The sequence below is a fragment of the Faunimonas pinastri genome (assembly GCF_900110915.1).
Lineage (GTDB): Bacteria > Pseudomonadota > Alphaproteobacteria > Rhizobiales > Afifellaceae > Faunimonas > Faunimonas pinastri.
On record NZ_FOFG01000001.1, the window covers coordinates 108,189 to 131,766 of the forward strand.

Annotated in this window: 21 protein-coding genes; 11 read left to right on the top strand and 10 right to left on the bottom strand. The window is 68.2% G+C overall.

Annotation, left to right across the window (positions count from 1 at the left end; all coding sequences use genetic code 11):
- The first annotated feature begins 44 nt into the window (after positions 1 to 44).
- The 5 genes from BMY25_RS00530 (at position 45) to BMY25_RS00550 (ending at position 5,194) form a co-directional block, all read left to right on the top strand.
- On the top strand, positions 45 to 1,061 hold the full coding sequence (locus tag BMY25_RS00530) for an ABC transporter substrate-binding protein (RefSeq protein ID WP_092495117.1): 1,017 nt from the start codon (positions 45 to 47) through the stop codon (positions 1,059 to 1,061).
- Positions 1,062 to 1,154: 93 nt separating this feature from the next.
- Entirely contained in the window at positions 1,155 to 2,000 is an 846-nt protein-coding gene (locus BMY25_RS00535; RefSeq protein ID WP_092495118.1) for an ABC transporter permease, read from the top strand.
- The gene (locus tag BMY25_RS00540; protein WP_092494646.1) at positions 1,997 to 2,791 is read left to right on the top strand and encodes an ABC transporter ATP-binding protein; all 795 of its coding nucleotides are present in this window, start codon (positions 1,997 to 1,999) and stop codon (positions 2,789 to 2,791) included. Before BMY25_RS00535 ends, BMY25_RS00540 begins: the two co-directional genes overlap by 4 nt.
- Before the next feature lie 53 nt (positions 2,792 to 2,844).
- Positions 2,845 to 4,167 (top strand): histidinol dehydrogenase, encoded by a 1,323-nt coding sequence (gene hisD / locus BMY25_RS00545; protein WP_092495119.1) that lies wholly within the window; start codon positions 2,845 to 2,847, stop codon positions 4,165 to 4,167.
- A gap of 19 nt (positions 4,168 to 4,186) precedes the next feature.
- A complete protein-coding gene (locus BMY25_RS00550; RefSeq protein WP_092494647.1) occupies positions 4,187 to 5,194 on the top strand; it encodes a zinc-dependent alcohol dehydrogenase in 1,008 nt (335 codons plus the stop codon).
- Positions 5,195 to 5,220: 26 nt separating this feature from the next.
- Here BMY25_RS00550 and BMY25_RS00555 read toward each other — a convergent pair whose 3' ends face one another.
- Positions 5,221 to 6,009: an SDR family NAD(P)-dependent oxidoreductase gene (locus BMY25_RS00555; protein WP_092494648.1), complete on the bottom strand. Its 789-nt coding sequence runs from the start codon at positions 6,007 to 6,009 to the stop codon at positions 5,221 to 5,223.
- 70 nt (positions 6,010 to 6,079) lie between these two features.
- Here BMY25_RS00555 and BMY25_RS00560 point away from each other — a divergent pair, with 70 nt between their 5' ends.
- From BMY25_RS00560 to BMY25_RS00575, 4 genes are read left to right on the top strand one after another with little or no spacing between them, the layout of a single operon-like run.
- Positions 6,080 to 7,405 carry a hypothetical protein gene (locus tag BMY25_RS00560; protein ID WP_092494649.1) on the top strand — a complete coding sequence of 442 codons (1,326 nt, stop codon included), beginning with the start codon at positions 6,080 to 6,082 and terminating at the stop codon, positions 7,403 to 7,405.
- A gap of 27 nt (positions 7,406 to 7,432) precedes the next feature.
- Positions 7,433 to 8,197: a (Fe-S)-binding protein gene (locus tag BMY25_RS00565; protein ID WP_092494650.1), complete on the top strand. Its 765-nt coding sequence runs from the start codon at positions 7,433 to 7,435 to the stop codon at positions 8,195 to 8,197.
- Positions 8,194 to 9,612, top strand: a complete 1,419-nt coding sequence (locus BMY25_RS00570) for a LutB/LldF family L-lactate oxidation iron-sulfur protein (RefSeq protein WP_092494651.1) — start codon at positions 8,194 to 8,196, stop codon at positions 9,610 to 9,612. Before BMY25_RS00565 ends, BMY25_RS00570 begins: the two co-directional genes overlap by 4 nt.
- A complete protein-coding gene (locus BMY25_RS00575; protein ID WP_177176638.1) occupies positions 9,609 to 10,376 on the top strand; it encodes a LutC/YkgG family protein in 768 nt (255 codons plus the stop codon). The genes BMY25_RS00570 and BMY25_RS00575 overlap by 4 nt, the downstream gene beginning before the upstream one ends.
- A gap of 6 nt (positions 10,377 to 10,382) precedes the next feature.
- Here BMY25_RS00575 and BMY25_RS00580 read toward each other — a convergent pair whose 3' ends face one another.
- The 6 genes from BMY25_RS00580 to hutI are packed head-to-tail and all read right to left on the bottom strand — an operon-like array spanning position 10,383 to position 18,282.
- Positions 10,383 to 10,961 (bottom strand): HutD/Ves family protein, encoded by a 579-nt coding sequence (locus BMY25_RS00580; RefSeq protein WP_092494653.1) that lies wholly within the window; start codon positions 10,959 to 10,961, stop codon positions 10,383 to 10,385.
- Between the two features lie 11 nt (positions 10,962 to 10,972).
- Complete coding sequence (locus BMY25_RS00585) at positions 10,973 to 12,988, bottom strand: N,N-dimethylformamidase beta subunit family domain-containing protein (RefSeq protein WP_143061841.1); 2,016 nt, start codon at positions 12,986 to 12,988, stop codon at positions 10,973 to 10,975.
- Between the two features lie 31 nt (positions 12,989 to 13,019).
- The gene (gene hutU, locus BMY25_RS00590; protein ID WP_092494655.1) at positions 13,020 to 14,684 is read right to left on the bottom strand and encodes a urocanate hydratase; all 1,665 of its coding nucleotides are present in this window, start codon (positions 14,682 to 14,684) and stop codon (positions 13,020 to 13,022) included.
- A 15-nt stretch (positions 14,685 to 14,699) separates the two neighbouring features.
- Entirely contained in the window at positions 14,700 to 15,536 is an 837-nt protein-coding gene (hutG, locus tag BMY25_RS00595) for an N-formylglutamate deformylase (RefSeq protein WP_092494656.1), read from the bottom strand.
- Positions 15,533 to 17,077: a histidine ammonia-lyase gene (gene hutH, locus BMY25_RS00600; RefSeq protein WP_238858068.1), complete on the bottom strand. Its 1,545-nt coding sequence runs from the start codon at positions 17,075 to 17,077 to the stop codon at positions 15,533 to 15,535. The genes hutG and hutH overlap by 4 nt, the downstream gene beginning before the upstream one ends.
- On the bottom strand, positions 17,074 to 18,282 hold the full coding sequence (gene hutI, locus BMY25_RS00605) for an imidazolonepropionase (protein ID WP_092494657.1): 1,209 nt from the start codon (positions 18,280 to 18,282) through the stop codon (positions 17,074 to 17,076). Before hutI ends, hutH begins: the two co-directional genes overlap by 4 nt.
- A 200-nt stretch (positions 18,283 to 18,482) precedes the next feature.
- Between hutI and hutC the strand changes: the two genes are divergently transcribed.
- Positions 18,483 to 19,220: a histidine utilization transcriptional repressor HutC gene (hutC, locus tag BMY25_RS00610; protein WP_092494658.1), complete on the top strand. Its 738-nt coding sequence runs from the start codon at positions 18,483 to 18,485 to the stop codon at positions 19,218 to 19,220.
- An 81-nt stretch (positions 19,221 to 19,301) separates the two neighbouring features.
- Positions 19,302 to 20,672, top strand: a complete 1,371-nt coding sequence (locus tag BMY25_RS00615) for a formimidoylglutamate deiminase (protein ID WP_092494659.1) — start codon at positions 19,302 to 19,304, stop codon at positions 20,670 to 20,672.
- 42 nt (positions 20,673 to 20,714) lie between these two features.
- Here BMY25_RS00615 and BMY25_RS00620 read toward each other — a convergent pair whose 3' ends face one another.
- The 3 genes from BMY25_RS00620 to BMY25_RS00630 are packed head-to-tail and all read right to left on the bottom strand — an operon-like array spanning position 20,715 to position 23,575.
- Complete coding sequence (locus BMY25_RS00620; RefSeq protein ID WP_092494661.1) at positions 20,715 to 21,557, bottom strand: ABC transporter permease; 843 nt, start codon at positions 21,555 to 21,557, stop codon at positions 20,715 to 20,717.
- A gap of 3 nt (positions 21,558 to 21,560) precedes the next feature.
- Positions 21,561 to 22,472, bottom strand: a complete 912-nt coding sequence (locus BMY25_RS00625) for an ABC transporter permease (RefSeq protein ID WP_092494662.1) — start codon at positions 22,470 to 22,472, stop codon at positions 21,561 to 21,563.
- Positions 22,469 to 23,575, bottom strand: coding sequence for an ABC transporter ATP-binding protein (locus tag BMY25_RS00630; RefSeq protein WP_092494663.1), 1,107 nt, complete (start codon positions 23,573 to 23,575; stop codon positions 22,469 to 22,471). Before BMY25_RS00630 ends, BMY25_RS00625 begins: the two co-directional genes overlap by 4 nt.
- Between the last annotated feature and the right edge of the window lie 3 nt (positions 23,576 to 23,578).

The window sequence follows — 23,578 nt, forward strand, 5'->3', positions numbered from 1 at the left end:
CCAAGCCGGGCGGACAGGGGGAAGAGGGGACCACGATGTCGAAGATGCTGAAGAACGGTTTTTTGAAGAGTGCGGGCCTGTCGCTTGCCGCCGCCGCGCTGAGCCTGAGCTTTGCCGCCGCGCCGGCTTTCGCCGCCGATGATGCCATCCCGGCCAAGCCCGAAGCCGGCACGTTCAAGCTTGGCGTCGAGCCGTGGCTCGGATACGGGCAGTGGCACGTCGCGGCCGCGAAGGGCCTCTTCAAGGCGAACGGCCTCGACGACGTGAACGTCGTGAACTTCACCGAGGACAAGGACATCAACGCGGCGCTGGCGAGCGGTCAGCTCGACGGCGCCACCGTCGCCACCCATACGGCCATGGCCATGGCCGCTGCCGGGCTGCCGATCAAGATCGTGCTGCTTCTCGATTTCAGCATGGACGCCGATGCGATCCTCGCCGGCAAGGACGTGGCGACCGTCGCCGATCTGAAGGGCAAGAAGGTCGCCTTCGAGCAGGGCACGACCAGCGATATCCTGCTGAACTACGCCCTGCAGTCCGCCGGGCTGACGATCGCCGACGTGACGCCGGTGCCCATGCCCGCAGCGGACGCCGGCAGCGCGCTGATCGCCGGGCAGGTGCCGGTCGCCGTCACCTACGAGCCTTACCTGACGGCTGCGCGCGCCCAGAACGCCGACGTGAAGCTGCTCTTCACCGCCGGCAAGGATCCGGGCCTCATCAGCGACGTGCTGGTGGTGCGCGACGAGGTTGCCAAGGCGAAGCCCGGCCAGGTGCTGGCCATGGTGAAGGCGTGGGACGCCGCGCTTTCCGACTACAAGGCCAACACCAAGGACGACCGGGCCATCATCGCCAAGGCCGTCGGCTCCAGCGCTGAAGACCTGAGCACCGCCTTCGACGGTGTCCGCTATTACTCGCTGGCGGAGAACCGGTCAGCGCTGCAGGGCGACTATTCCAAGAAGACCTTCGTCGACGTTCTCGACGCGGCGAAGAAGGCCGGCATCCTGACCCAGGACGTCGCGGCCAAGGACCTGATCGACCCGCGCTTCGTGGACGCGGCGAAGTAGTCCGGCAACACGATGGCGACGAGCGAAACAAACGGCAATCCGACGGCGCCCGTCCCCCCGGAAGCGGGGCGTTCCGGCTTCCCGGCTCGATCCATGGTTGGGGCCGGGGGCGGGGCCCAGGGCGGGGTTGGAGCCGGGGCGAGGCGGCGCAAGCCGATCTTCCGCATCGGCGCGCGGATCGGCAATGCCACGTTCGTCGCCATCGCCGTCGCGGTCTTCGTCCTGCTCGGCCTCGTCTGGTGGGCGGCGACCGCCAGCGGCTGGGTCAAGCCGATATTCCTGCCTTCCCCTGTCGCGGTGTGGACGCAGCTCGTGAAGCTCGCCGGCGACGGCACGCTCTGGGCCGATGCGAAGATCAGCATCTACCGCATCATGGTGGGCTTCCTGATCGCCTCCGCCATGGCGATCCCGATCGGGGTCCTGATCGGCTGCTTCCGCATCTGGGAAGCGGCGATCGAGCCCCTGGTGGATTTCGTCCGCTACATGCCCGTGGTCGCCTTCGTGCCGCTGACCATTCTCTGGGCCGGCACGGCCGACACGCAGAAATTCCTGATCATCTGGATCGGCACCTTCTTCCAGCAGGTGCTGATGGTGATGGACAACGTGAAGCGCGTGCCGCCCGATTTCATCGGCCTCGGCCGCACGCTCGGGTTGCCCGAGCGCAAGATCCTGACGCGCATCGTGGTCCGCTCCGCGCTGCCCGGCATCTGGGACACGCTGCGCATCAGCCTCGGCTGGGCGTGGACGTGGCTGGTGCTGGCGGAACTCGTGGCCGCGACGTCGGGCCTCGGCTATCGCATCACCGTGTCGCAACGCTATTTCCAGACCAACACGATCATCGGCTACATCCTGCTCCTCGGCCTGCTCGGCCTGATCACCGATCAGGTGATGAAGGCGCTGGAACGAGTGTTGTTCGGCTATGCGAGGCGCGGCCGATGACCGTGACGGCTACCGTTCCCAAGCTCCAGCTCAGCGGCCTCAACAAGAGCTTCGGGCGGGGCGACAAACGCATCCAGGTGTTGCGCGACATCGACCTCAGCCTTGCCGACAACGAGTTCGTCTCGCTGGTCGGCACGTCCGGCTGCGGCAAGTCCACGCTGCTTTCCATCGTGGCGGGACTGGAGGATTTCGATTCCGGCACGCTCTCGGTCGACGGCGCTCCGGTCACCGGCCCCGGCCTCGACCGCGGCGTGGTTTTCCAGTCCTACACGCTGCTGCCGTGGCTGACGGCGCAGGGGAATGTCGAGTTCGCGCTGAAGGCGGCGGGATACGGCGCGGGCGAGCGGCGCGACATTGCCCGGGAGCATATCGAGCTCGTCAAGCTGACGAAGTTCGCCAATGCCTATCCGAGCGAACTCTCCGGCGGCATGAAGCAGCGCGTGGCCATCGCCCGCGCGCTCTCCTATCGACCCAAGATGCTGCTGATGGACGAGCCTTTCGGCGCGCTGGACGCGCTGACGCGCCACCAGATGCAGGAGCTGCTGACGCGCATCTGGGAGGAACATCGGCTCACCGTCCTCTTCGTCACGCACGACGTGGAGGAGGCGGTCTACCTCTCCGACCGTATCGTGGTGATGGGCATCGGCCCCGGCTGCATCAAGCAGACCTTCGACGTCGATCTGAGCCGTCCGCGCGAACCCGACAGCGCCTCCAGCGCGGAGTTCATCGATCTGCAGCGCGAGGTGCTGCGCTCCATCCGCGAGGAAAGCCTGAAGGTCGAGCTCGCCTGATGTCCGCCATCAGCCAGAACCAGAATAACGGCTCCACCGCCTTGGGAGATGACATGACTGCCACGCCGAACCTGCACGATCTGACCGAAGCCGATGCCATTCCGCCCGCGCTCCTGAAGCGCACCGAGGCGGATCTTTCCGGCTTTCTGGAGCGGGTGAAGCCGATCATCGAGGCGGTGAAGAACGAAGGCGACGCCGCGCTGAAGCGCTTCGGCCGCGATTTCGACAAGGTGACCGTGCCGGACTTCTCCATCCGCGTCACGGAAACGGAGTTCGAGGAAGCGCTGGCGGGCGTCAGCCCCGAGGTGAAGGCGGCGATCGAGTTCGCCATCGACAACATCCGCCGCTTCCACGAGGCGCAGAAGCCGGAAGAGATGTGGCTCAAGGAAGTGCAGCCCGGCGCCTATGCCGGCGACCGCTTCCTGCCGATCGAGTCCGTCGCCTGCTACGTGCCGCGCGGCAAGGGTTCGTTCCCGAGCGTTTTGATGATGACGACGATCCCCGGCATCGTCGCCGGCGTGCCGCGCCTCGTGGTGATCACGCCTCCCGGCCCGGACGGCAAGGTCGATGCGGGAACGCTGGTCGCCGCTAAGCTCGTCGGCGTCACCGAGGTCTATAAATGCGGCGGCGCGCAGGGCGTGGCGGCGGTGGCCTTCGGCACCGAGACCGTGCCGAAGTGCCTGAAGATCGTCGGCCCCGGCAGTCCCTGGGTCGTGGCGGCCAAGCGCCTGCTCTCCGACCATATCGATCCCGGCGTGCCGGCCGGCCCGAGCGAGTGCGTGGTGCTGGCCGACGATAGCGCCAACGGCGCTCTGGCCGCGCTCGATCTCATAATCGAGTCCGAACACGGGCCGGATTCCTCGGCCTATCTCGTGACGAGCAGCCGCGCGGTGGCGGAAGCCGCCCGCGAGGCGCTGCCGCGCTATTGGGCGGAGATGGAGGAAGGCCGCGCCAACTTCTCCCGCACCGTGCTGACCGGACCGCATGGCGGCATCGTGCTGACGCGCGATTTCGACGCGGCGGTGGCCTTCGTCAACGATTACGCGCCGGAGCATCTTGAGATCCTGGCGGAAGAGCCGCTGGACGTTCTCGGCAAGATCAAGAACGCCGGCGAGATTCTGCTCGGCGAGCACACGCCGGTGACGATCGGCAATTTCGTGCTGGGACCCAACGCCGTGCTGCCGACGAGCGCCGCCGCCAAGACCGCTTCGCCGCTTTCCGTCTTCGACTACATGAAGCGTTCATCCGTCGGCTACGTCACCAAGGCCGGCTATCTCGCGCTTGCGAAGCACGCCTACAACCTCGCGCGCTACGAGGGCTTCGACGGCCATGCCCGTGCCGTCTCGGATCTGCGCGACAAGGTGCGGAACGGCTAGGGCGGCAGGAGAGAGGTTGATGCGGGCGGTTCGCTTCCACGGCCCCGGCGATCTCAGGCTGGAGGACATCCCGCGTCCCCATGCCCTCGGGCCGGAGGACGTTCGGGTCAAGGTGCTGGCCGCCGGCATCTGCGGCTCGGACCTGCACAATTACCGCACCGGCATGTGGGTCTCGCACCTGCCGGTCACGCCGGGTCATGAGTTCGCGGGCGAGGTCATCGAGACCGGGTCCGGGGTCGCGGGTCTGCGTCGGGGCGATATCGTGGTGGCCGATTCCCGCGCCAATTGCGGAACATGCGTCCATTGCCGGGAAGGACGGGGCAATGTCTGCCTGAACATGGGCTTCGTCGGCGAGGTCTGCGACGGCGGCTTCGCGGAGGAGGCCGTGTTGCCGGCAAGGCGGCTCTTGCCGGCGCCGCTCGGATTGCCGCCGGAGATCGCCGCCATGGGCGAACCGCTGGGCGTCGCATTGCATGTCGTTCGCCGTCTCGACCCCGCGCGGGGCCAGCCGATCCTGATCGTGGGCGGCGGCACGATCGGCGGGCTCACCGCGCTGCTCCTGACCGAACTCGGCTTCGGCCCTGTGCTGCTGGCCGAGCGCAACGAGGCGCGGGCGAAGCTGCTGGCCGACGTGGCGGGGGCGGAAATCGTGCCCTTCGAGCGGGACGCGCTTGCCGAGCGTTGCGGGGAAGCGGTTCCGCGCTTTGCGGTGGAAGCGACGGGGTCGCTGGATGTGCTTCGCACCCTGCTCGCCACTGTGTCGGCGGGCGGGCGCATCGCCATGGTCGGAACCTTCCACGGCGAGGGGATGCTCGATCCCAACCTGATCGTGGAGCGGGAGATCGACCTCCGGGGCTGCAGCGTCTATCGCGACGAACAGGCGGAAGCCATCTCCATGCTGCCCCGTCTGGCCGCCCGGCTTTCCCGCCTCGCAGAAGATCCAATCGGGCTGGAGGACGTTCCGGCCGCTTACGAACGCCTCATTCGCGGCGAGAGCCCTGCGCTGAAGACGCTGATCCGGCCTTGAAGGCCTGCCTTTCAGATCGAGGCCCTTCAGATCGACGCGAGCGTGCCGCCGTCGACGTAGAGAACCTGCCCGGTGATGTAGGACGCCGCCGGCGAGCAGAGGAAGACGGCCGCGCCCATCAGATCCTCCATCGCGCCGAAGCGGCCGAGCGGGATCTTGCCCAGCATCGCCGTCTGCCAGTCCGCGTTCTCGTAGAAACCTTCCGTCAGCGCGGTGCGGAAATAGCCGGGGCCGATGCCGTTGACGCGGATGCCGAGCGGCGCCCATTCCGCCGCCAGCGCCCGTGTCATGCCGACGAGCCCGGTCTTCGAAGCGCCATAGGGCGTCGCGGTCGGGATGCCGACCTTCGAGGTGAGCGAGCAGAGATTGAGGATGCGGCCGCCGCTTCGATTTTCTCCGGTCATCAGCTTCGCGGCCGCCTGCGCGCAGAAGAACGCGCCCTTGAGATTGGTATCGAGGAGGCGGTCCCAGAGCGCCTCGTCCACATCGAGCGAAGGGCGGACCTCCTCGGTTCCGGCATTGTTGACGAGAATGTCGACCCGCCCGAACTCCCCGGCCACAGCGGCAAAGGCTGCTTCTATGCTGGCCACGTCGGCAACATCGACGTGCCTCACGAAAGCGGCCCGCCCCGTCTTCCGCACCGCCTCCGCCGTCTCGCCGAGCGCCGCTTCGTCGCGACCGAGAAGGGCCACGTCCGCGCCGGCGCCGGCCAGCGCGATCGCCAGTGCCTGCCCGATGCCGCGCGAGGCGCCGGTGACGACGGCGACCTGGCCGTCGAGGCTGAAGCTTACCGGGGCGTAATCGGGAACGGGCATCGGTCGGCCTCTCGCCTGGCAATAACGTGCCCAACCTTTATACGTCCGCTGAATTCGGAGACAATCGCCCATGCCTGACGCTTCCGCTGCCCCGGCCGAACAAGGCGGCCCGGCCGCCCGCGCGCTCTCGCTGGCGAAGCAGGGCCGCTTCGATGAGGCGGGCGCGATCCTTTGCCGTCTCGTGGCCGAGGAGTTCGCGCTGGAGCCGGTGTCGCTGGAGATTTCCCGGGATGGCTACAGCCTCAATTCCGTCAACGGCTTCCTGCAGACGGCGACGGGCGAGGACTTCTTCTTCAAGTTCCACCACGAGGAGGGCGAGGAGCAGACGCTGAAGGAGTTCTACCAGGCCGAACTCCTGCGCGATGCCGGCTATCCCGTCGACGCGCCGGTCTTTGCATCGCGTGAGCTCGGCCGGCAGATCCTGCTCTACAAGCGACGCAGCACGCCCCGCTTCGCCGATCTCTGCCGGGAACTGGACGGGGCGACGAGCGATGTCGACATGGCTCCGGCGTTGCGCGCGCAGGCGGATCTCGACGATCTCACTGCCGCGATCTATCGCCGGACCCTGCACCGCGCCACCGACGAGGAGATCGCGCGCGAACCGATCCACCAGCTTTTCCACACGCGGCTGATCGACCCCGACCGCCCGGACAAGCTAGGTGGCCGGGCACGCCGCTTTTTCTTCGACCGAGATTTCGACCTGGCGGGCACGGTGATCTCCGCCGATGAGCTTCGTGCCGCTCGCTGGATAATCAACGGCGTCTCCTATCGCCAAACGCTGGGCGAGTTGCTGGAGAAAAGCCGCCAAGTGCTGGCGCCCGAACGGCTGGGCCGCTTCGGTGCATTGGTCGCGCATGGCGACGCGCACAACGCCAATGTCTGGTGGGAAGAGGAAGGGGGCAAGCCCCGGCTCGTTCTCTTCGATCCGGCCTTTGCCGGCTCGCATGTCCCGGCGATCCTGGCGGAGGTGAAGGCGACCTTCCACAATATCCTCGCCCATCCCGCCTGGCTCTACCACGCGGACGAAGCCGCCCAGCGCTTCGGCGCGACGGTCACCTACCGCGACGGCGTGCTCGATCTCCGGACCGACTGGCGGTCCTCGCCGCTGCGGCAGGGCTTTCTGCGATCCAAGGCGGAACGGCTCTGGCGGCCCTTGCTGGCGGAAATGTCGGCCCGCGACCTGTTGCCCGACGATTGGCGGCAAACGCTGCGCTCGGCGCTTTTCTGCTGTCCGACGCTGGTGATGGACCTCGCGGCCGGCGGCACGGGGCGGCACAATCCGGTGTCCTCCACCATCGGACTTTCCGTGGCCATCATGGCGGGATCGGAGCCGGAGAGCGGCGGAAAGGATCTCGTCTCGGCCTTTCTGGACGCGGTAAAGCCGGGTAGAGATTAGAACAAGAAAAACGCCGGGGAGGATGAGTTGCGCGTCGGATTGTTCCCGACCTGTCTGGTCGATCTGTTCCGCCCATCCGTCGGCTTCGCCTCCGCCGAACTGCTGGGGCGGGCCGGCTGCGACGTGGATCTGCCGGAAGGACTGACCTGCTGCGGCCAGCCCGCCTTCAATTCCGGCGACCGCAAGAGCGCGCAGGCGCTCGCCCGGCAGGTGATCGCCGCCTGCGAGGGCTTCGACGCCATCGTGGTTCCGTCCGGCTCGTGTGGCGGCATGATCCGCCGGCACTATCCCGAGCTTCTGGCCGAAGACCGCGACTGGGCGCCCCGCGCCCGCGCGCTGGCGGAGCGGACGCACGAACTCGTCTCCTTCCTCGTCGATGTGCTGGGCGTCGAGACGGTGAGCGCGGCTTGCGCCCGGCGCGCCACCTACCACGACGCGTGCTCCGGCCTTCGCGAACTCGGCATCAAGGCGCAGCCGCGCAAGCTGCTGGAAAGCGTGGAGGGGCTGGAGTTGACCGAGATGCCGGGCGCGGAAATCTGCTGCGGCTTCGGCGGCACCTTCTGCGTGGAATACCCGGAGATCTCCAATCGCATGGTCTCCGACAAGTGCGTGGAAGCGGAGGCCAGCGGCGCGAACCTGCTGCTCGCCGGCGATCTCGGCTGCCTCATGAACATCGCCGGCAAGCTCTCCCGCGCCGGCTCGGCCATCGAGGTGCGGCACGTGGCGGAGGTTCTGGCCGGGCGGCTGGACGAGCCGCCGATCGCGGCGGCGCGCGGGGAAGACGCCCGATGAATGCGCCGCGCAGCCATGCCTTCAAGCCGGAAGCGGCCAAGGCGCTGGACGACCACGATCTCCAGCACGCGCTTTCCAAGATCCAGGACCTGCTTGTCGGCGGCCGCAGGAGGGCGGTGGACGCCCTTCCGGAGTTTGGTGCCCTGCGCGACGCGGGCGCGGCGATCAAGGACCATACGATCGTCCATCTCGATCTTTATCTCGAACGCTTCGCCGACGAGGTGGAGAAGCTCGGCGGCCACGTCCATTTCGCCGCGACCGACAAGGACGCCTGCGACGCCGTACTGAAGATCTGTCGCGATGCGGGCGCGCGGACCGTCGCCAAGAGCAAGTCGATGGTGACGGAGGAGATCGGCCTCAACGCGGCGCTGGAAGGCGCCGGCATCCGACCGGTGGAAACCGATCTCGGCGAATACATCATCCAGCTTCGCCACGAGCAGCCGAGCCACATCATCGCGCCCGCCGTGCATCTCGGCCGCGCCCAGATCGAGGAGGCGTTCCGCGACAATCACCGCAACCTGCCCGACGGGCGCAAGATCGACGAGCCGGCCGAGCTTCTGGCGGAAGCACGAACCGTGCTCCGCTCGCAGTTCCTCGCCGCGGATGTGGGTATCACCGGCGCGAACTTCCTCGTCGCGGAGAGCGGCTCGGCCTTCGTCGTCACCAACGAGGGCAACGCCGATCTCTCCATGACGCTGCCGGACACGCATATCGTGCTGACCGGCATCGAGAAGCTGGTGCCGACGCTGGACGACGCGCTGGTCATGCTGCGCCTGCTCGTCCGCTCCGCCACCGGCCAGCCGGCGACCGGGTACACGACGCTGATCACCGGCCCGCGCCGGGAGGGCGATCTCGACGGTCCCCGCAATTTCCATGTCGTGCTGGTCGACAACGGGCGCTCGCGGCTCCTCGGCTCGCGCAATCAGGCGATGCTCCGCTGCATCCGCTGCAGCGCCTGCATGAACCATTGCCCGGTCTATGGCGCGGTCGGGGGACACGCTTATGGCTGGGTCTATCCCGGTCCGATGGGCTCGGTGCTGACGCCGAACTTCGTCGGGCTGCACGAGGCGCGCGACCTGCCGAACGCCTCCACCTTCTGCGGCCGCTGCGAAAGCGTCTGCCCGGTGAAGATCCCGCTGCCGCAGCTGATGCGGAACCTGCGGGAGGAGCAGTTCGAGGCGGGTGACGTCGCGTCGTCGCAGCGCTGGGCGCTCCGGCTCTGGGCAGCCTTCGCCACGCGGCCGAGGCTCTACCGCATGGCGAGCCGGCTCGGCGCGCGGGTGTTGCGGCAGGCGGGCGGACGGCGCAGCAAGCTTGCAAAGGTGCCGCTGGCGGAAGGCTGGACGGCGCATCGCGATTTGCCCGCACCTGAGGGAAAAACCTTCACCGAGCAATGGAAGCGAGGCGTGCGGTGAGCGGCAATTTTAACAGCCCCGGCGACAAGGCCCCCGATAATGGCCCCGATAATGGCCCCGATGATGGCCCCGATAGGGGCCGCGCGGCGATGCTCTCCACGGTGCGTGCGGCGCTGCGGGTGACGGCTGACGACGAGGCGCGGCATCGTGCCGTGGCGGAGCGGCTGGCCGGCAAGGGAGCGGGCGGTCCGCGCCTTTCCCTTGGCGATCTCGCCGGCGACGCGGCGGTCGTGGCCTTTGCCGAGCGCGCGGAGTTCCTTTCCGCCAGCGTCGAGCATGTGGGGTCAGCGGCGGATGTCTCGGCGGCAGTGGCCAGCGCTTTGCGGGCGCGCAACCTGCCGGCGCGGGTGGTGACCGGCAGCGAACCCGTGCTGGCGGAGGCGCTGGCCGGGCTCTCGGGCCATGCCGTGGACATGCGGGTGGGACCCGCAGGCGCGGACGACACGACCTCGGTGACGCTGGCCGCGGCCGCGGTGGCCGAGACTGGCGTGCTGATGCTCGCCGCACGGCCGGAAACGCCGACGACGCTGAACTTCCTGCCGGAATTCTGCGTCTGCCTCATCCCGCGCTCGCGCATCGTCGGCAGCTACGAGGATGCTTTCGCGCTGATCCGGCAAGGAATCCGGGAGCCCGGCTCGCCGGACTTCCCGCGCGTGGTGAACTTCGTTGGCGGCCCGTCCCGTACGGCCGATATCGAGGAAATCCTGCAGATCGGCGCGCACGGGCCGAAGGCCGTCCACATCATCGTCGTGGACAGCCTCTGACGACTGTCAGAGGCGGGTGAAGTGCGCGGCGAAGATCTCGGCCTCGCCGTCGGGCCGGATCAGGATCTCCGAGGGGTCATCCCCTTCCAGAACGAGGCTGTCTCCTTCAGCCATGCGCTGCCCGCCATCTTCCGTCACCACCTCGGCACCGGAGCCGCGAAGCACGACCAGCGTCGTCTCGCCCCTGCGGTCGACGGTCGTTTCGGCCGCGCCGGCAAATCGCTCCACCGCATGCGAGAAGCGCTCCCGCCGCGTCATGACGTTCAGGTCGGCGATGGGGCCGGCGGGCAGGGCCGCCTCCACTGGCACGTCGCCGGCGAAGGAACAAGGCTCCGAGTTCCGCTCCAGCCGGACTTCCCGGCCCTCGATCGACAGCACGATGCTCTCGCCCTCGATCACCGACAGCGTCCGATCCACGCCGTCGAAGCGGGAGAAGGAGCCGGGCGTCTCCACCCGGGCCATGCTGACGCGCCAGTCGAAATCGGCAACGGACGCGTCGGGCGGGGAAACCGCGATCTCGACCGTGACGCCGCCGCCATTCTTCCAGGGCATCTGGCGATATTGGGGTGAGCGGAGGATGCGCATCGGAAGTCCCGTCAGGAAGAGCCGGCGAAGCGGCGGAGGATGTTGGCGGTGATGCGGCCGATGGCATTTCTGTCGCCACCGCCGGGAAGGGCGCCGCACCAGGCGACGGAGCCGACGGAAAGCACCTCGCCGCCGCCGGGATGGCGGAAGACGGTCATGTCGGCGCGCCGCGCGGCTTCGCGACCGATGGGCCCGTCCTCGAACCAGTCGTTGGGGTCGACCTCATAGGAGGCGTCGAAGCCGTCGGCCCGGGCGAGCACCACAGCATCCGCCGGGCTGCCGAAGCGACCGTCGAGGCGATCTACCTCATAACCGGCCGCGCCGCCGAGCACGATGCCGTCTCCGCCAAGGAGATCGTCCTCGACGCCCTCGAAGACCCAGGCGAAAGCCGGATCGCGCCCGGCTTCCGTGCGCGCATAGGGGCGAGCGGGGCCGAAGCCCATCATGGTCATGCCGGTGCCGACGAGGGCGAATTCGGAGAGGCCGCGCTCCCGCCACATGCCGCCGGGTTCGCCGGTCAGCGCGAGGCTGGTCTCGCCCGGCGGGCTGTCCCAGGTGCGGGCGCCCAATTCGCGACCGCGCCGGATCTCCATCCGGTCGCCGTCGACAGCCGAGACCCACATGAAGCCGTTGCCGCCGAGATAGGCGAGATTGCCGCCGCCATCGAGGAAGGCGCGGAGCCCCGCCTGCATCGGCGACGTCCAGTATTCCGGGTGGCTGCCGGTGAAGATCCCGGCATAGCCGTCCAGTGCCGTTACGCCCTCCTCGTGCAGATCGTGGTCGGTCAGAAGGTCGAAAGCGATGCCCTGGGCGCGGCAGAAGCGCAGGAGGTGGAGGTCGACCGGCAGCAGATGCGGGCAGTCCGACAGGGGATAGCGGTAGTCGTCGCGCAGCGTCCCCTTGGGGCGCCGCGTTGAGGCGAGGCTGACGCCGCCGCCGTCGCGGTGCATGTCGTAGAGGCTGAGAAGGTCGTTCGCCTGCGCGAAGCGATGGCCGCGATCGTCGCAGGCCCAGGGAAAGCGGTCCGACGGCAGGTTCTCGTCGGCATAGGCAAGATAGGTGAGCGTCGGCACGAGGAAGGCGAGCGTCGCGTGTCGTTCCGGGCTGCGGACGAAAAAGGGGATGCGCTCGGTGCCGGCCGATGTCGCGACCTCGAAGGCATAGATGCCGGGTTCGGCGCTCCCGGGCAGTGCGGTCCGGTGCGTCGCCGGCCAGTCCAGCGCATCCATGTCGTCGTCGTGGAGGTGGATTGCGTCGTATTGCTCCGGCCCGAGACGGGGATCGAGAATATCCCCCTTCCAGCGGGCGGAAGTGACGGAGAAGGTGGGCGCGTTGCGGATCGCCAGCGCCGGGCCGTCGCCCTCAAGCGGCGGCAGGTCGGTGGCGGGGCGGGTCGGAAAGCGCCATTCCAGCGGTTGCTCACCGGCTTGAAGGGTGATCCGCCCGATCCGCCAGTTGGCCGAAGGCGTGCTTTCCCCGAGGTCGGTTCCAAGCCGGATAGGTCCGCGCTTCGCCTCCGTCAGGGGAAGCGCGAGGGGAGGGACAGCCAGCCCCTTGGGGAAAACGAGTTCCACCGTCGCTTCCGCCGCGCCCAGCGTCAGCCGCAGGGTCAGCCAGCGCTCGACCGGCAGGGGCGAGGCGCCGATGATGCTGGCCCCAATCGCGTGCAGCGCCAGCCGGCCATCCGCCTGCAACCGCAATGCGAGCTCACCGGTATCGACGAGAACGCGCTCGCCCGGATTGCGGGTGAGGCGGAACTCGACGGTGAGGGAGAACTCGCCCGCTGACACGCGCAGGGGCAAATCGAGGAACGAGCCCTGCCGGAAGCTCTCGCATTTGGCAGAGGCCAGCTTTTCGACCGGCCAGTCCAGCGGCTCCGGTTCCGCGCTGTCGAGCCGCACGATCCGGACCTGCGGGTCCGGATTGATCGACGAGAGATGCAGCGCGATGGCGGTGCCGGCCCGGGCGCTCCAAGGCGCGGTGAACCCCGCCGCGGGCATGGCGGAATGGTCGACGGGCCGTCTCACGATGCCGCTTCCATTCCGCTTGGTTCTCCGCTCAGTCGAGGCTGGGGAGGTTCAGCCCGTTCTCGCGCGCGCAGTCAATCGCGATGTCGTAGCCCGCATCGGCATGGCGCATGACGCCGGTTGCTGGGTCGTTCCAGAGCACGCGCTCGATGCGCTTTGCCGCTTCCGGCGTGCCGTCGCAGACGATCACCATGCCGGAATGCTGCGAGAAGCCCATGCCGACGCCGCCGCCATGATGCAGCGACACCCACGTCGCGCCCGAGGCGCAGTTGAGCAGCGCGTTCAAGAGCGGCCAGTCGGACACGGCGTCCGAGCCGTCCTTCATCGCTTCCGTTTCGCGGTTGGGGCTGGCGACCGAGCCGGAATCGAGGTGATCGCGGCCGATGACGACCGGGGCCTTGAGTTCGCCGCTCGCCACCATAGTGTTGAAGGCGAGGCCGAGGCGATGGCGGTCGCCGAGGCCGACCCAGCAGATGCGCGCCGGCAGGCCCTGGAAGTGGATGCGCTCGCGCGCCATGTCGAGCCAGTTGTGCAGGTGCTTGTTGTCCGGCAGCAGCTCCTTCACCTTGGCGTCGGTGCGGTAGATGTCTTCCGGATCGCCGGAGAGGGCGGCCCAGCGGAAGGGGCCGATGCCGCGGCAGAAGAGCGGGCGGATATAGGCGGGCACGAAGCCGGGGAAGTCGAAGGCGTTTTCCACGCCCTCGTCCTTGGCCATCTGGCGGATGTTGTTGCCGTAATCGAGCGTCGGCACGCCGTCCTTGTAGAAGTCCAGCATGGAGCGGACATGCTCCGCCATGGAGTGCTTCGCGGCCTTTTCCACGCTCTTCGGGTCGCTTTCGCGCCGCGCTTCCCAGTCCGCGAGGCTCCAGCCCTTGGGCAGATAGCCGTTGACCGGGTCGTGCGCCGAGGTCTGGTCGGTCAGCATGTCCGGGCGGATGCCGCGGCGGTAGATCTCCGGCAGGATCTCGGCGGCATTGCCGAGCAGGCCCACGGAAACCGGCTTCTTTTCCCGGCAGGAGCGCTCGATGATCTCCATCGCCTCGTCCAGCGTGTCGGCCTTCATGTCGACGTAGCCGGTGCGCAGGCGCATTTCGATGCGGCTCGGCTGGCACTCGATGGCGAGGCAGGAGGCGCCCGCCATGACGGCGGCCAGCGGCTGCGCGCCACCCATGCCGCCGAGGCCGGCGGTCAGGATCCAGCGGCCGGAGAGGTCGCCGTTATAATGCTGGCGGCCGGCCTCCACGAAGGTTTCGTAGGTGCCCTGAACGATGCCCTGCGCGCCGATATAGATCCAGGAACCGGCCGTCATCTGGCCGTACATCATCAGGCCCTTGCGATCGAGCTCGTGGAAATGGTCCCAGTTCGCCCAATGCGGGACGAGGTTGGAATTGGCGATCAGCACGCGCGGCGCGTCGGTATGCGTGCGGAACACGCCGACCGGCTTGCCGGACTGCACCAGCAGCGTCTCGTCGTCGTTGAGGTCGCGCAGCGCCGCCACGATGCGGTCGAAGGCCTCCCAGGTGCGCGCGGCGCGGCCGATGCCGCCATAGACCACGAGCTCGCCCGGCTTTTCCGCGACATCGGGATCGAGGTTGTTCATCAGCATGCGGAGCGGCGCTTCCGTCAGCCAGCTCTTGGCGGAGAGTTCCGTGCCGTGCGGCGCCCGGATCAGGCGTTCATTGTCGATGCGGGTCATCGTGTTTCCCCTCAGTCAGGAATCGGTGCCGGCAAAATGCAGGCAGGCGTGGAGAATGCGGGTGAGGACGTCGCGCATGGGCGCGGCATAAGCTTCGTCATAGGCGGTCGGCCAGGCGTCCTCTGAAACCGGGCCGGGCTTTTCCGGCATGTAGCCGCGGCAGGCGAGCTCCATCTGGATCGCGTGGATGCCGGCTTCGGGGCTGCCGTAATGCCGGGTGATCCAGCCGCCTTTGAACCGGCCGTTGAGGATGTGGCTGAAGCCGCTGCCGGCGCAAAGGTCCTCGACGGCCTGGGTCAGCGCGGAATGGCAGCTCGCGCCGGAATTGGTGCCGATGTTGAAGTTCGGCAGCTCGCCGTCGAAAAGGCGCGGGATCACCGAGCGGATCGAATGGCAGTCGTAGAGCACCACGCGCGGGTGGATGGCGCGCAGGCGCTTCAGTTCGGCCGCGAGCGCCGCATGATAGGGCACGAAATAGGCCTGCCGCCGCCGGCCGACCTCCTTTTCGTCCGGCTCCTCGCCGGGCCGGTAAAGCGGCTCCCCGTCGAAGGTCTCGGTCGGGCAGAGGCCGGTCGTCGCCTGGCCGGGATAGAGCGAGGCCCCGGAAGGATCGCGGTTCACGTCGATGGCGGTGCGCGAGATCGCGGTGTGAACCACCGTCGCGCCGATCCCGGCGGCAAACGCGTAGAGCCGGTCGATCCACCAGTCCGCGTCCTTGCGGGCAAGCGTCGGCGAGACGAGAGCCGGCACGATTTCGTCCGGGATCTCGGTGCCGGTATGCGGCAGGCTGATGAGCAGCGGCGCGACGCCGCGCGTGACCGTCAGCCAGGAAGGATGCGCCGTCTCGCTCACGCCGTCTCCCCCGCGTCCGCGATGGCCGGCAGGGCAAGGCCGGCAGCCTCCACCACCGCGCCGCTGCGGACGAGGTCGAACGCCTTGGCCATGTCGGGCGCGAAATAGCGGTCGTCCTCCAGATGCGGCACCTCGGCGCGAAGCCGGGCGCGGACGCGTTCAAGCGGCTCGCTGGAGCGGAGCGGGGCGTGGAAGTCGCAGCCCTGCGCGGCGGAGAGCAGCTCGATGCCGATGACGTTGCCGGTGTTTTCCGCCATCGCGAGCAGCCGGCGCGCGCCGTGGGTCGCCATGGACACGTGGTCTTCCTGGTTGGCCGAGGTCGGGATGGAATCGACGCTGGCGGGATAGGCGCGTTGCTTGTTTTCCGACACGAGCGCGGCGGCGGTCACCTGCGGGATCATGAAGCCGGAGTTGAGGCCGGGCTTCGGCGTCAGGAAGGCCGGCAGGCCGGAGAGGACGGGGTCGGTCAGCATGGTGATCCGGCGCTCCGAGATGGAGCCGATCTCGCAAAGCGCCATGGCGATCATGTCGGCGGCGAAGGCGACCGGCTCGGCGTGGAAGTTGCCGCCGGAAATCACCTCGCCGGTGTCGGAGAAGACCAGCGGATTGTCGGAGACGCCGTTCGCTTCCGTTTCCAGCGTCGCCGCCGCCTGGCGGAGAAGGTCGTAGACCGCGCCCATCACCTGCGGCTGGCACCGAAGGCAATAGGGATCCTGCACCCGCTCGTCATCGACGCGGTGCGAGGCGCGGATCGCGCTGCCGTCCATCAGGGCGCGGAGCGCGGCAGCGGTTTCGATCTGGCCGCGATGGCGGCGGAGCTTCTGAATGCGCTCGTCGAAAGGACCGTCGGAGCCTCGCGCTGCATCCGTGGACAGCGCGCCGGTGACGAGGCCGGACTGGAACACGCGTTCGGCCTGGAAGAGGCCCGCGAGCGCCAGGGCGGTGGAGGTCTGCGTGCCGTTGAGGAGCGCCAGACCTTCCTTGGGGCCGAGCACGAGCGGCTCCATTCCGGCGGAGCGAAGCGCTTCTCCGGCCGGAAGGCGCTGCCCGTTCACCATCATCTCGCCGACGCCCATCAGCGCGGCGCTCAGATGCGCCAGCGGCGCGAGATCGCCGGAGGCGCCGACCGAACCCTGGCCTGGAATGACGGGGATCAGCCCGCGTTCAAGACAGGTGAGCAGATGCTGCACCGTCGACCAGCGAACGCCGGATGCACCCTGCGACAGGCTCGCGGCCTTGAGCGCCATGATAAGGCGGACCACCTGAACCGGCAGCGCCTCGCCCACGCCGGCGGCGTGGGACAGCACCAGGTTGCGCTGCAGGGTCGCGAGGTCGGCATTGGCGATGCGGACGCTGGCGAGCTTACCGAAGCCGGTATTGATGCCGTAGACCGGCTCGTTCATGGCGACGATCGCCTCGATGGTCGCCGCGCCGGCATCCACCGCCGCGCGGGCGGAAGCGTCGAGCGTGACGCCCTCGCCGAAATAAATGGAGCGCCAGTTGGAAAGGGGAACCGACCCCGGATGCAGATTCACAGTCAAAGAGCTCTCCAGACGCGCGAGTGAAGGGGATTGAAGCCGATCCGGTAGACCAGTTCCGCGGGGCGTTCGATGTTCCAGATGGCGAGGTCGCAGGACTTGCCGACCTCCAGGGTGCCGACCTCGTGGAGGCGGCCCAGGGCGCGCGCCGCCTCCCGCGTCACGCCGGCGATGCATTCGTCGACGGTGAGGCGGAAGAGCGTGGCGCCCATGTTCATGGTCAGCAGCAGCGAGGTCAGCGGCGAGGTGCCGGGATTGCTGTCGGTCGCCAGCGCGATATGCGTGCCGTGCCGGCGGAAGGCGGCGACCGGCGGATGCTGCGTTTCCCTCAGCGTGTAGAAGGCGCCGGGCAGCAGCACCGCGACGGTGCCGGCCTTCGCCATGGCAGCCGCCCCTTCCTCGTCGGTATGTTCGAGATGGTCGGCCGACAGTGCGCCGTATTCCGCCGCGAGCTTCGCGCCACGGAGATTTGAAAGTTGGTCGGCGTGGAGCTTCACGGGCAGGCCGAACGCCCGCGCCGCATCGAAGTACCGCGCCGTCTGCTCCGGGGAAAAGGCGATGCCCTCGCAGAACGCGTCGACCGCGTCGGCAAGGCCCGCCTCGGCGATGGCCGGCAGCATGTCGCGGCACAGGAGGTCGATGAAGGCATCCCTGTCGCCGTTCGCCTCCGGCGGCAGAGCGTGGGCGCCCAGGAATGTCGTGGCGACCGAGACGGGACGCTCGCGACCAAGGCGGCGGGCGGCGGCAAGCGCGCGCATCTCCGTCTCGCGGTCGAGACCGTAGCCGGACTTCACCTCCACCGTGGTGACGCCCTCGGCGAGGAGGTGGTCGAGCCGGAGAAGGGCGGTCGCGACGAGATCGTCCTCGCTGGCGGCCCGGGTGGCGCGGACCGTGGAAACGATGCCGCCCCCGGCGCGCGCGATCTCCTCGTAGGCAACGCCGTTCAGCCGCATCTCGAATTCATGCGCGCGGTCGCCGCCATAGACGAGGTGCGTGTGGCAGTCGATCAGGCCCGGCGTGATCCAGCGGCCTTCGCAGTCGATAGTCTCGGCGGCACGGGAGCCCGTCGGCAGGCCGGCGGCCGCGCCGACAAAGGCGATGCGCCCGTCTTTCGCGCCGATCGCGGCATTCTCCACGATGCCGAGACCCGGTTCCCCCTCGGCAAGCGTCGCGAGACGCGCATTGGTCCAGACTTTGTCGAGTTCCAAAGCTGTTCCCCTTCGCTGGATGCCCGATCAATTGTCTATACATAATCCGGCCAGCGTGTTCTTGTCGAGAGGGTTGGGGTTCCCGACGCTTCAGGCTAGCTTTGAAGTTGAGCGATCGATGCGGCCGGGGAACATGGGGCAGGAAACAAGCGGGCCGGCACAGGCGGCGCGAAAAGGGCGGGTACGGGGGATGATCCGGCATGGCTGACATCCTGCCGCGCTACGCGGAAATCAGGCAGGCGCTTGAGGGACGCATCATGTCCGGCGACTGGCCGCCGGGGCATCGGATCCCCTCCGAACTGGCGCTTGCCGAGCAGTACGACTGCTCGCGCATGACGGTGAACAAGGCGCTTTCCGCGCTGGCCGAGGCCGGTCTGATTTCCCGCAAGCGCCGGTCGGGCTCGGTGGTGGCGGTGCCGAAATCGGAGGAAACCATCCTCGAGATCCACGACATCAAGGCCGAGGTGCAGGCGAGCGGCAAAGCCTATCGCTATACCTGCCTGTCTCGGTCGCTGCATCCGGCGGAGGCGGAGGAAGCGCGGCGGCTCGGTGTCGAGCCGGGCGTGGCGGTGCTGGCCGTCGAAGTCCAGCATCTGGCGGCGGGCGTGCCGTTCGTTCACGAGGACCGGCTCCTGAACCTCGCCGCCGTGCCGCATGCGCGTGACGAGCATTTCATCGAATCGCCGCCGGGCACGTGGCTGTTGCAGGAAATTCCCTGGACGGACGCGGAGCACGCCATTCGCGCCGTAGGCGTCGCGGCCGACGTGGCCGAGCAGCTCGGCCTAAAGCCCGGCACCGCCTGTCTTCAGGTGGAGCGCCGGACATGGCAGGCGGGAACGCCGATCACGTCGGTTCGGCTCACCTATCCTGGCGATCGCCACGAACTGACCGCTCGCTTCAGTCCGGCGGGCGGACTTCGGCAGGGGCGGCGGGACTGAAGGCGTTCAGAGGCTGGACCCCGTTCGCCTCTCCGATTATGTCTATACAATTCATGATCGGGCAAGGTTGCGGGACGGGCGATGCAGCAGGATTCCCTTTTCTTCGAACGGGCGCTTCTTCCCACCGGCTGGGCGAGCCACGTCCGCGTGGATGTCGCCGACGGCGTTATCGCGACCGTCACACCGGATGCGGAGCGGGCAGATTCGCCGGCGGTTTCGGGCGTCGCGCTGCCGGGAATGCCGAACCTTCATTCCCACACCTTCCAGCGCGGCATGGCGGGCCTGGCGGAGACGCGGGGCCCGGTCGGGGACAGCTTCTGGACGTGGCGGCAGGTGATGTACCGCTTCCTCGGCGCGCTGACGCCTGAGGATGTCGAGGCGATGGCCGCCAAGGCTTTCATGGACATGCTGGAGACCGGCTTCACCGCCGTTGCCGAGTTCCACTATCTCCACCACGCCGCGAACGGCGAGGCGCATGCGGACCTCGCGGAGATGGGGAGCCGCATCGCCGCGGCCGCGGCGGGAACGGGCATCGGCCTCACCCTGCTGCCGGTCTTCTATGCTCATGGCGGTTTCGGCGGCGCGGCTTCGGCGGAAGGCCAGCGCCGGTTCATCAACGATCCCGGGCGTTTCCTCAGGCTGGTCGAGCAAAGCCGGTCCGCCGTCGCCGCCCTCCCGGACGCGCGGGTGGGCATCGCGCCGCATTCGCTGCGCGCCGTGACGCCGGAAACGCTGGCCGAGGTGCTCGCCGCCTGCGCGGAAGGTCCGGTCCACATCCATGTCGCCGAGCAGGTGAAGGAGGTGGACGACTGCCTCGCCTGGTCCGGCCGGCGTCCGGTGGAATGGCTGCTCGACAATGTCGACGTCGATGAGCGCTGGTGCGCGATCCACGCGACGCAGATGACGCCGGAGGAAACGGTGGCGCTGGCGCGATCTGGCGCGATCGGCGGGCTTTGTCCGCTGACGGAAGCGAGCCTCGGCGACGGCATTTTCAACGGGCCGGAATTCGCGGAGGCCGGCGGCCGCTATGGCGTCGGCTCCGACTCCAACATCGAGATCACCGCCTTCGGCGAGTTGAAGCAACTGGAGTACAGCCAGCGCCTGAAGCACCGCGCGCGCAACGTCATGGCGGCGGGCGAGGGCGCCTCGACCGGCCGCACCTTGTACGAGGCGTCGCTCGCCGGCGGGGCCCAGGCGCTGGGCCGCAGGATCGGGCAGATCGCCCCGGGATATCGCGCCGATTTCGTGACGCTGGACGGCAACCATCCAGACCTTGCCGGACTGGACGACGACCGGCTGCTCGATGCCGCGATCTTCGTGACGGGCGCGGCCGCGATCCGCAGTGTGATCGTGGGCGGGCGGGAGGTCGTGTCCGAAGGCCGGCACCGCGCCCGCGACGAGATCAATTCACGGTATGCCGGTACGCTGCGCCGGCTCCGGTCGGAAGCCTGACCCAGAAAAAGGCTCCGCGACAGGTGCCGCGGAGCCCATCTTTCAGTGTGCCGCCTCGCGTCTGGCGCGGGTGACGATCTGCGTCGGGTTGATGAAGCGCAGCGCGATCAGCAGCCAGATCAGCGTGGTGATCATGTAGATCACCGCCATCGCGTCCACCGACTGCCCGGCGCGCACGCCCGAGGCGAAGACCGCGTAGTAAAGCGCCACGACGAGTGTCTGCGAGGTCGGGCCGGCCGTGAAGAAGGTCAGCTCGAAGGTCGCGATGGTCCTCACCAGCACCAGGAGCAACGCCGCCAGGATGCCGGGGGCGAGCAGCGGCACCAGGATATGACGGAAGAGCCGCCCCGTGCCCGCACCGAAGACGCGCGCCGCCGATTCCATGCGGGGGTCGATCTGCTCGATGAACGGGATCATCACCAGGATCACGAAGGGCAGCGTCGGCACCAGATTGGCGAGGATGACGCCCCACATCGTGCCGGCGAGGCCCGTCCGGTAGAGCACGGTTGCCAGCGGGATGCCGAAGGTGATCGGCGGCACCAGGAGCGGCAGCAGGAAGAGCAGCATCACGATGCGCTTGCCCGGAAATTCCCGGCGCGCCATCGCATAGGCCGCGGGAACGCCGAGGAGCCCGGAGAGCAGCACCACGATGCCGACGATCTCGAAGGTGACGATCAGCACGTCGCGGAGCTGGAACTCGTCCCAGGCTTCGTAATACCAGCGCGTCGTGTAGCCTGCCGGCAGCCATGTCCCGAGCCAGCGCGTGGCGAAGGAATCCACCACCACCGTCGCGATGACCGCAAGAATGTTGAGGACGAAGAAGCCGACGACGACCCAGACCGCGGTCGCCCAGAGCTTCTCGCCCGTGGTTCTCTGCCTGATCATGGCCTAGCCTTTCCCCGAGCCGGCAGGCCCGCGATAGAAGAGACCGCGCGCGGCCAGCACGATGGCGACGATGGCGAGCTGCACCAGCGCCATGATCATCGCGATCGCGGAAGCGAGCGAGTAGTCGTATTGCTCGAAAGCCGCTTCATACGCGGCGATGGAAATCACGCGTGTCGGCCCGGCGGGCGCGCCGAGGAGCACGGCGGACGGGAAGACCGACACCGCCTGCACGAAGGACAGGCAGAAGGTGATCGCCAGCCCCGGGATCAGCAGCGGCACGAAGATGGCGCGGAAGCGCTGCGCGGCGCTGGCGCCGAGCGTCGCCGCCGCGTTCTCCAGCGAACCGTCGATGCCCGTGACGTAGGAGAGCATCAGCAGGAAGGTGAAGGGGAACCCGGTGATCACCAGCGACAGGAACACGCCCCAGTAATTGTGCAGGAGCGCGATCGGGTGGGAGATCAGGTGGGCAGCCAGCAGCGTGCGGTTCAGCCAGCCCTGCGGGCCGAGATAGCTCAGGAGGCCCTGCGCCACGAGCACGGTGCCGAGCGTGATCGGCAGCACCAGGATCGTGGTCAGCACCTTCTGCCGCCGCATCAGCCGCATCCGCATGGCCACGGGCACCGACAGCGCGATGTTGAAGATCGTCACCGGCACGGCGAGCCGGAACGTCGTCATGATCGTGCCGTACAGGAAGCGGTCGGAGAAGAACTTGCTGTAATTGGCAAGCCATCCGCCTTCCTTCGGCTGGAACGACAGGACGAGGCCGTAGAGGAAGGGATAGACGAAGAGGGCGAGGACGAAGATCACCGCCGGCAGCACCAGCAGGGTGACGCCGTCGAAGCCCTTCTGCTGCAGCCGCAGCCGCAGCGGCGGTTTCTCCGTCACGCCCACGGAGTGGGTGGTGGCGAGCGTCATGCGGCGATCCCGTTGGGCGCGAGTTCGGCCGGGCGGCTGGCCGCCGTGTCCGCATAGACCAGCACGCGGGCCGGATCGGCGCCGAGATGCAGCACCTCCCCCACGGCCGCGTTCTGCTCGGAGCGGAAATAGAGTTCCGTCCCGTCCTCGGTGCGCGCCGTGCCGTAGAAATCGCGACCGCGATATTCGGCCGTCTCCACGCGGGCGACGATCGGACCGTTGCCGACGGGGGAAAGGTCTTCCGGCCGGATTGCCGCGATGGCGCGGCCGCGCTGGACGCCTTCCAGCGGCGTGCCGGCGATCTCCGCGCCGCCGATCCCGACATTGACCCAGCCGTTGGAGCCGGGATTGGCCTCCGTGCGGATGATGTTGCGGTAGCCCATGAATTCCGCGACGTCGGCGTGGGCCGGACGGCTGTAGAGCTCGGCGGGCGTGCCGACCTGGCGGATCGTGCCGTCGCGCAGCACCACGATGCGGTCGGCCAGCGACAGTGCCTCGTCCTGGTCGTGGGTGACGTAGATGGTCGCCGAGCCCAGATACTGGTGGATCCGGCGGATTTCGGCGCGCATCTCCAGCCGGAGCTTGGCGTCGAGGTTGGACAGCGGCTCGTCCATCAGCACGAGCGGCGGCTCGATGACGATGGCGCGGGCGATCGCCACGCGCTGCTGCTGGCCGCCCGACAACTGTCCGGGCAGCTTGCCGCCCTGCGCCGACAGACGGACGACGTTCAGCGCGTCCTCAACCTTGCGGTCGATGTCGGCCTTGCTCTCGTTGCGCATGGCAAGGCCGAAGCCGACATTCTTGCGCACGTTCATGTGCGGGAAGAGCGCGTAGTTCTGGAAGACCATGCCGAACCCCCGATCTTCCGGCCGGAGCTGGTCCAGCCGGCGATCGTCGAGCCAGATGCTGCCGCCGGTCAGAGGCAGCAGGCCGGCGACGCAGTTCAGCGCCGTCGACTTGCCGCAGCCCGATGGGCCCAGCAGGGTGATGAACTCACCCCGCTGGATGGTCAGCGTCACGTCCTTCAGCGCATTGAGGGCGCCGAAACCCCGGCTTACGCCATCGAGCCGCAGCTCGCGAAAATCGCGCGACGCTATCGTCATCGT

Bases quoted from the DNA above. Each gene is read 5' to 3' on its own strand.
- BMY25_RS00530 (WP_092495117.1), top strand. From the start codon at position 45: ATGCTGAAGAACGGTTTTTTGAAGAGTGCGGGCCTGTCGCTTGCCGCC.
- BMY25_RS00535 (WP_092495118.1), top strand. From the start codon at position 1,155: ATGGTTGGGGCCGGGGGCGGGGCCCAGGGCGGGGTTGGAGCCGGGGCG.
- BMY25_RS00540 (WP_092494646.1), top strand. From the start codon at position 1,997: ATGACCGTGACGGCTACCGTTCCCAAGCTCCAGCTCAGCGGCCTCAAC.
- hisD (WP_092495119.1), top strand. From the start codon at position 2,845: ATGACTGCCACGCCGAACCTGCACGATCTGACCGAAGCCGATGCCATT.
- BMY25_RS00550 (WP_092494647.1), top strand. From the start codon at position 4,187: ATGCGGGCGGTTCGCTTCCACGGCCCCGGCGATCTCAGGCTGGAGGAC.
- BMY25_RS00555 (WP_092494648.1), bottom strand. From the start codon at position 6,009: ATGCCCGTTCCCGATTACGCCCCGGTAAGCTTCAGCCTCGACGGCCAG.
- BMY25_RS00560 (WP_092494649.1), top strand. From the start codon at position 6,080: ATGCCTGACGCTTCCGCTGCCCCGGCCGAACAAGGCGGCCCGGCCGCC.
- BMY25_RS00570 (WP_092494651.1), top strand. From the start codon at position 8,194: ATGAATGCGCCGCGCAGCCATGCCTTCAAGCCGGAAGCGGCCAAGGCG.
- BMY25_RS00580 (WP_092494653.1), bottom strand. From the start codon at position 10,961: ATGCGCATCCTCCGCTCACCCCAATATCGCCAGATGCCCTGGAAGAAT.
- hutU (WP_092494655.1), bottom strand. From the start codon at position 14,684: ATGACCCGCATCGACAATGAACGCCTGATCCGGGCGCCGCACGGCACG.
- hutC (WP_092494658.1), top strand. From the start codon at position 18,483: ATGGCTGACATCCTGCCGCGCTACGCGGAAATCAGGCAGGCGCTTGAG.
- BMY25_RS00615 (WP_092494659.1), top strand. From the start codon at position 19,302: ATGCAGCAGGATTCCCTTTTCTTCGAACGGGCGCTTCTTCCCACCGGC.
- BMY25_RS00620 (WP_092494661.1), bottom strand. From the start codon at position 21,557: ATGATCAGGCAGAGAACCACGGGCGAGAAGCTCTGGGCGACCGCGGTC.
- BMY25_RS00625 (WP_092494662.1), bottom strand. From the start codon at position 22,472: ATGACGCTCGCCACCACCCACTCCGTGGGCGTGACGGAGAAACCGCCG.
- BMY25_RS00630 (WP_092494663.1), bottom strand. From the start codon at position 23,575: ATGACGATAGCGTCGCGCGATTTTCGCGAGCTGCGGCTCGATGGCGTA.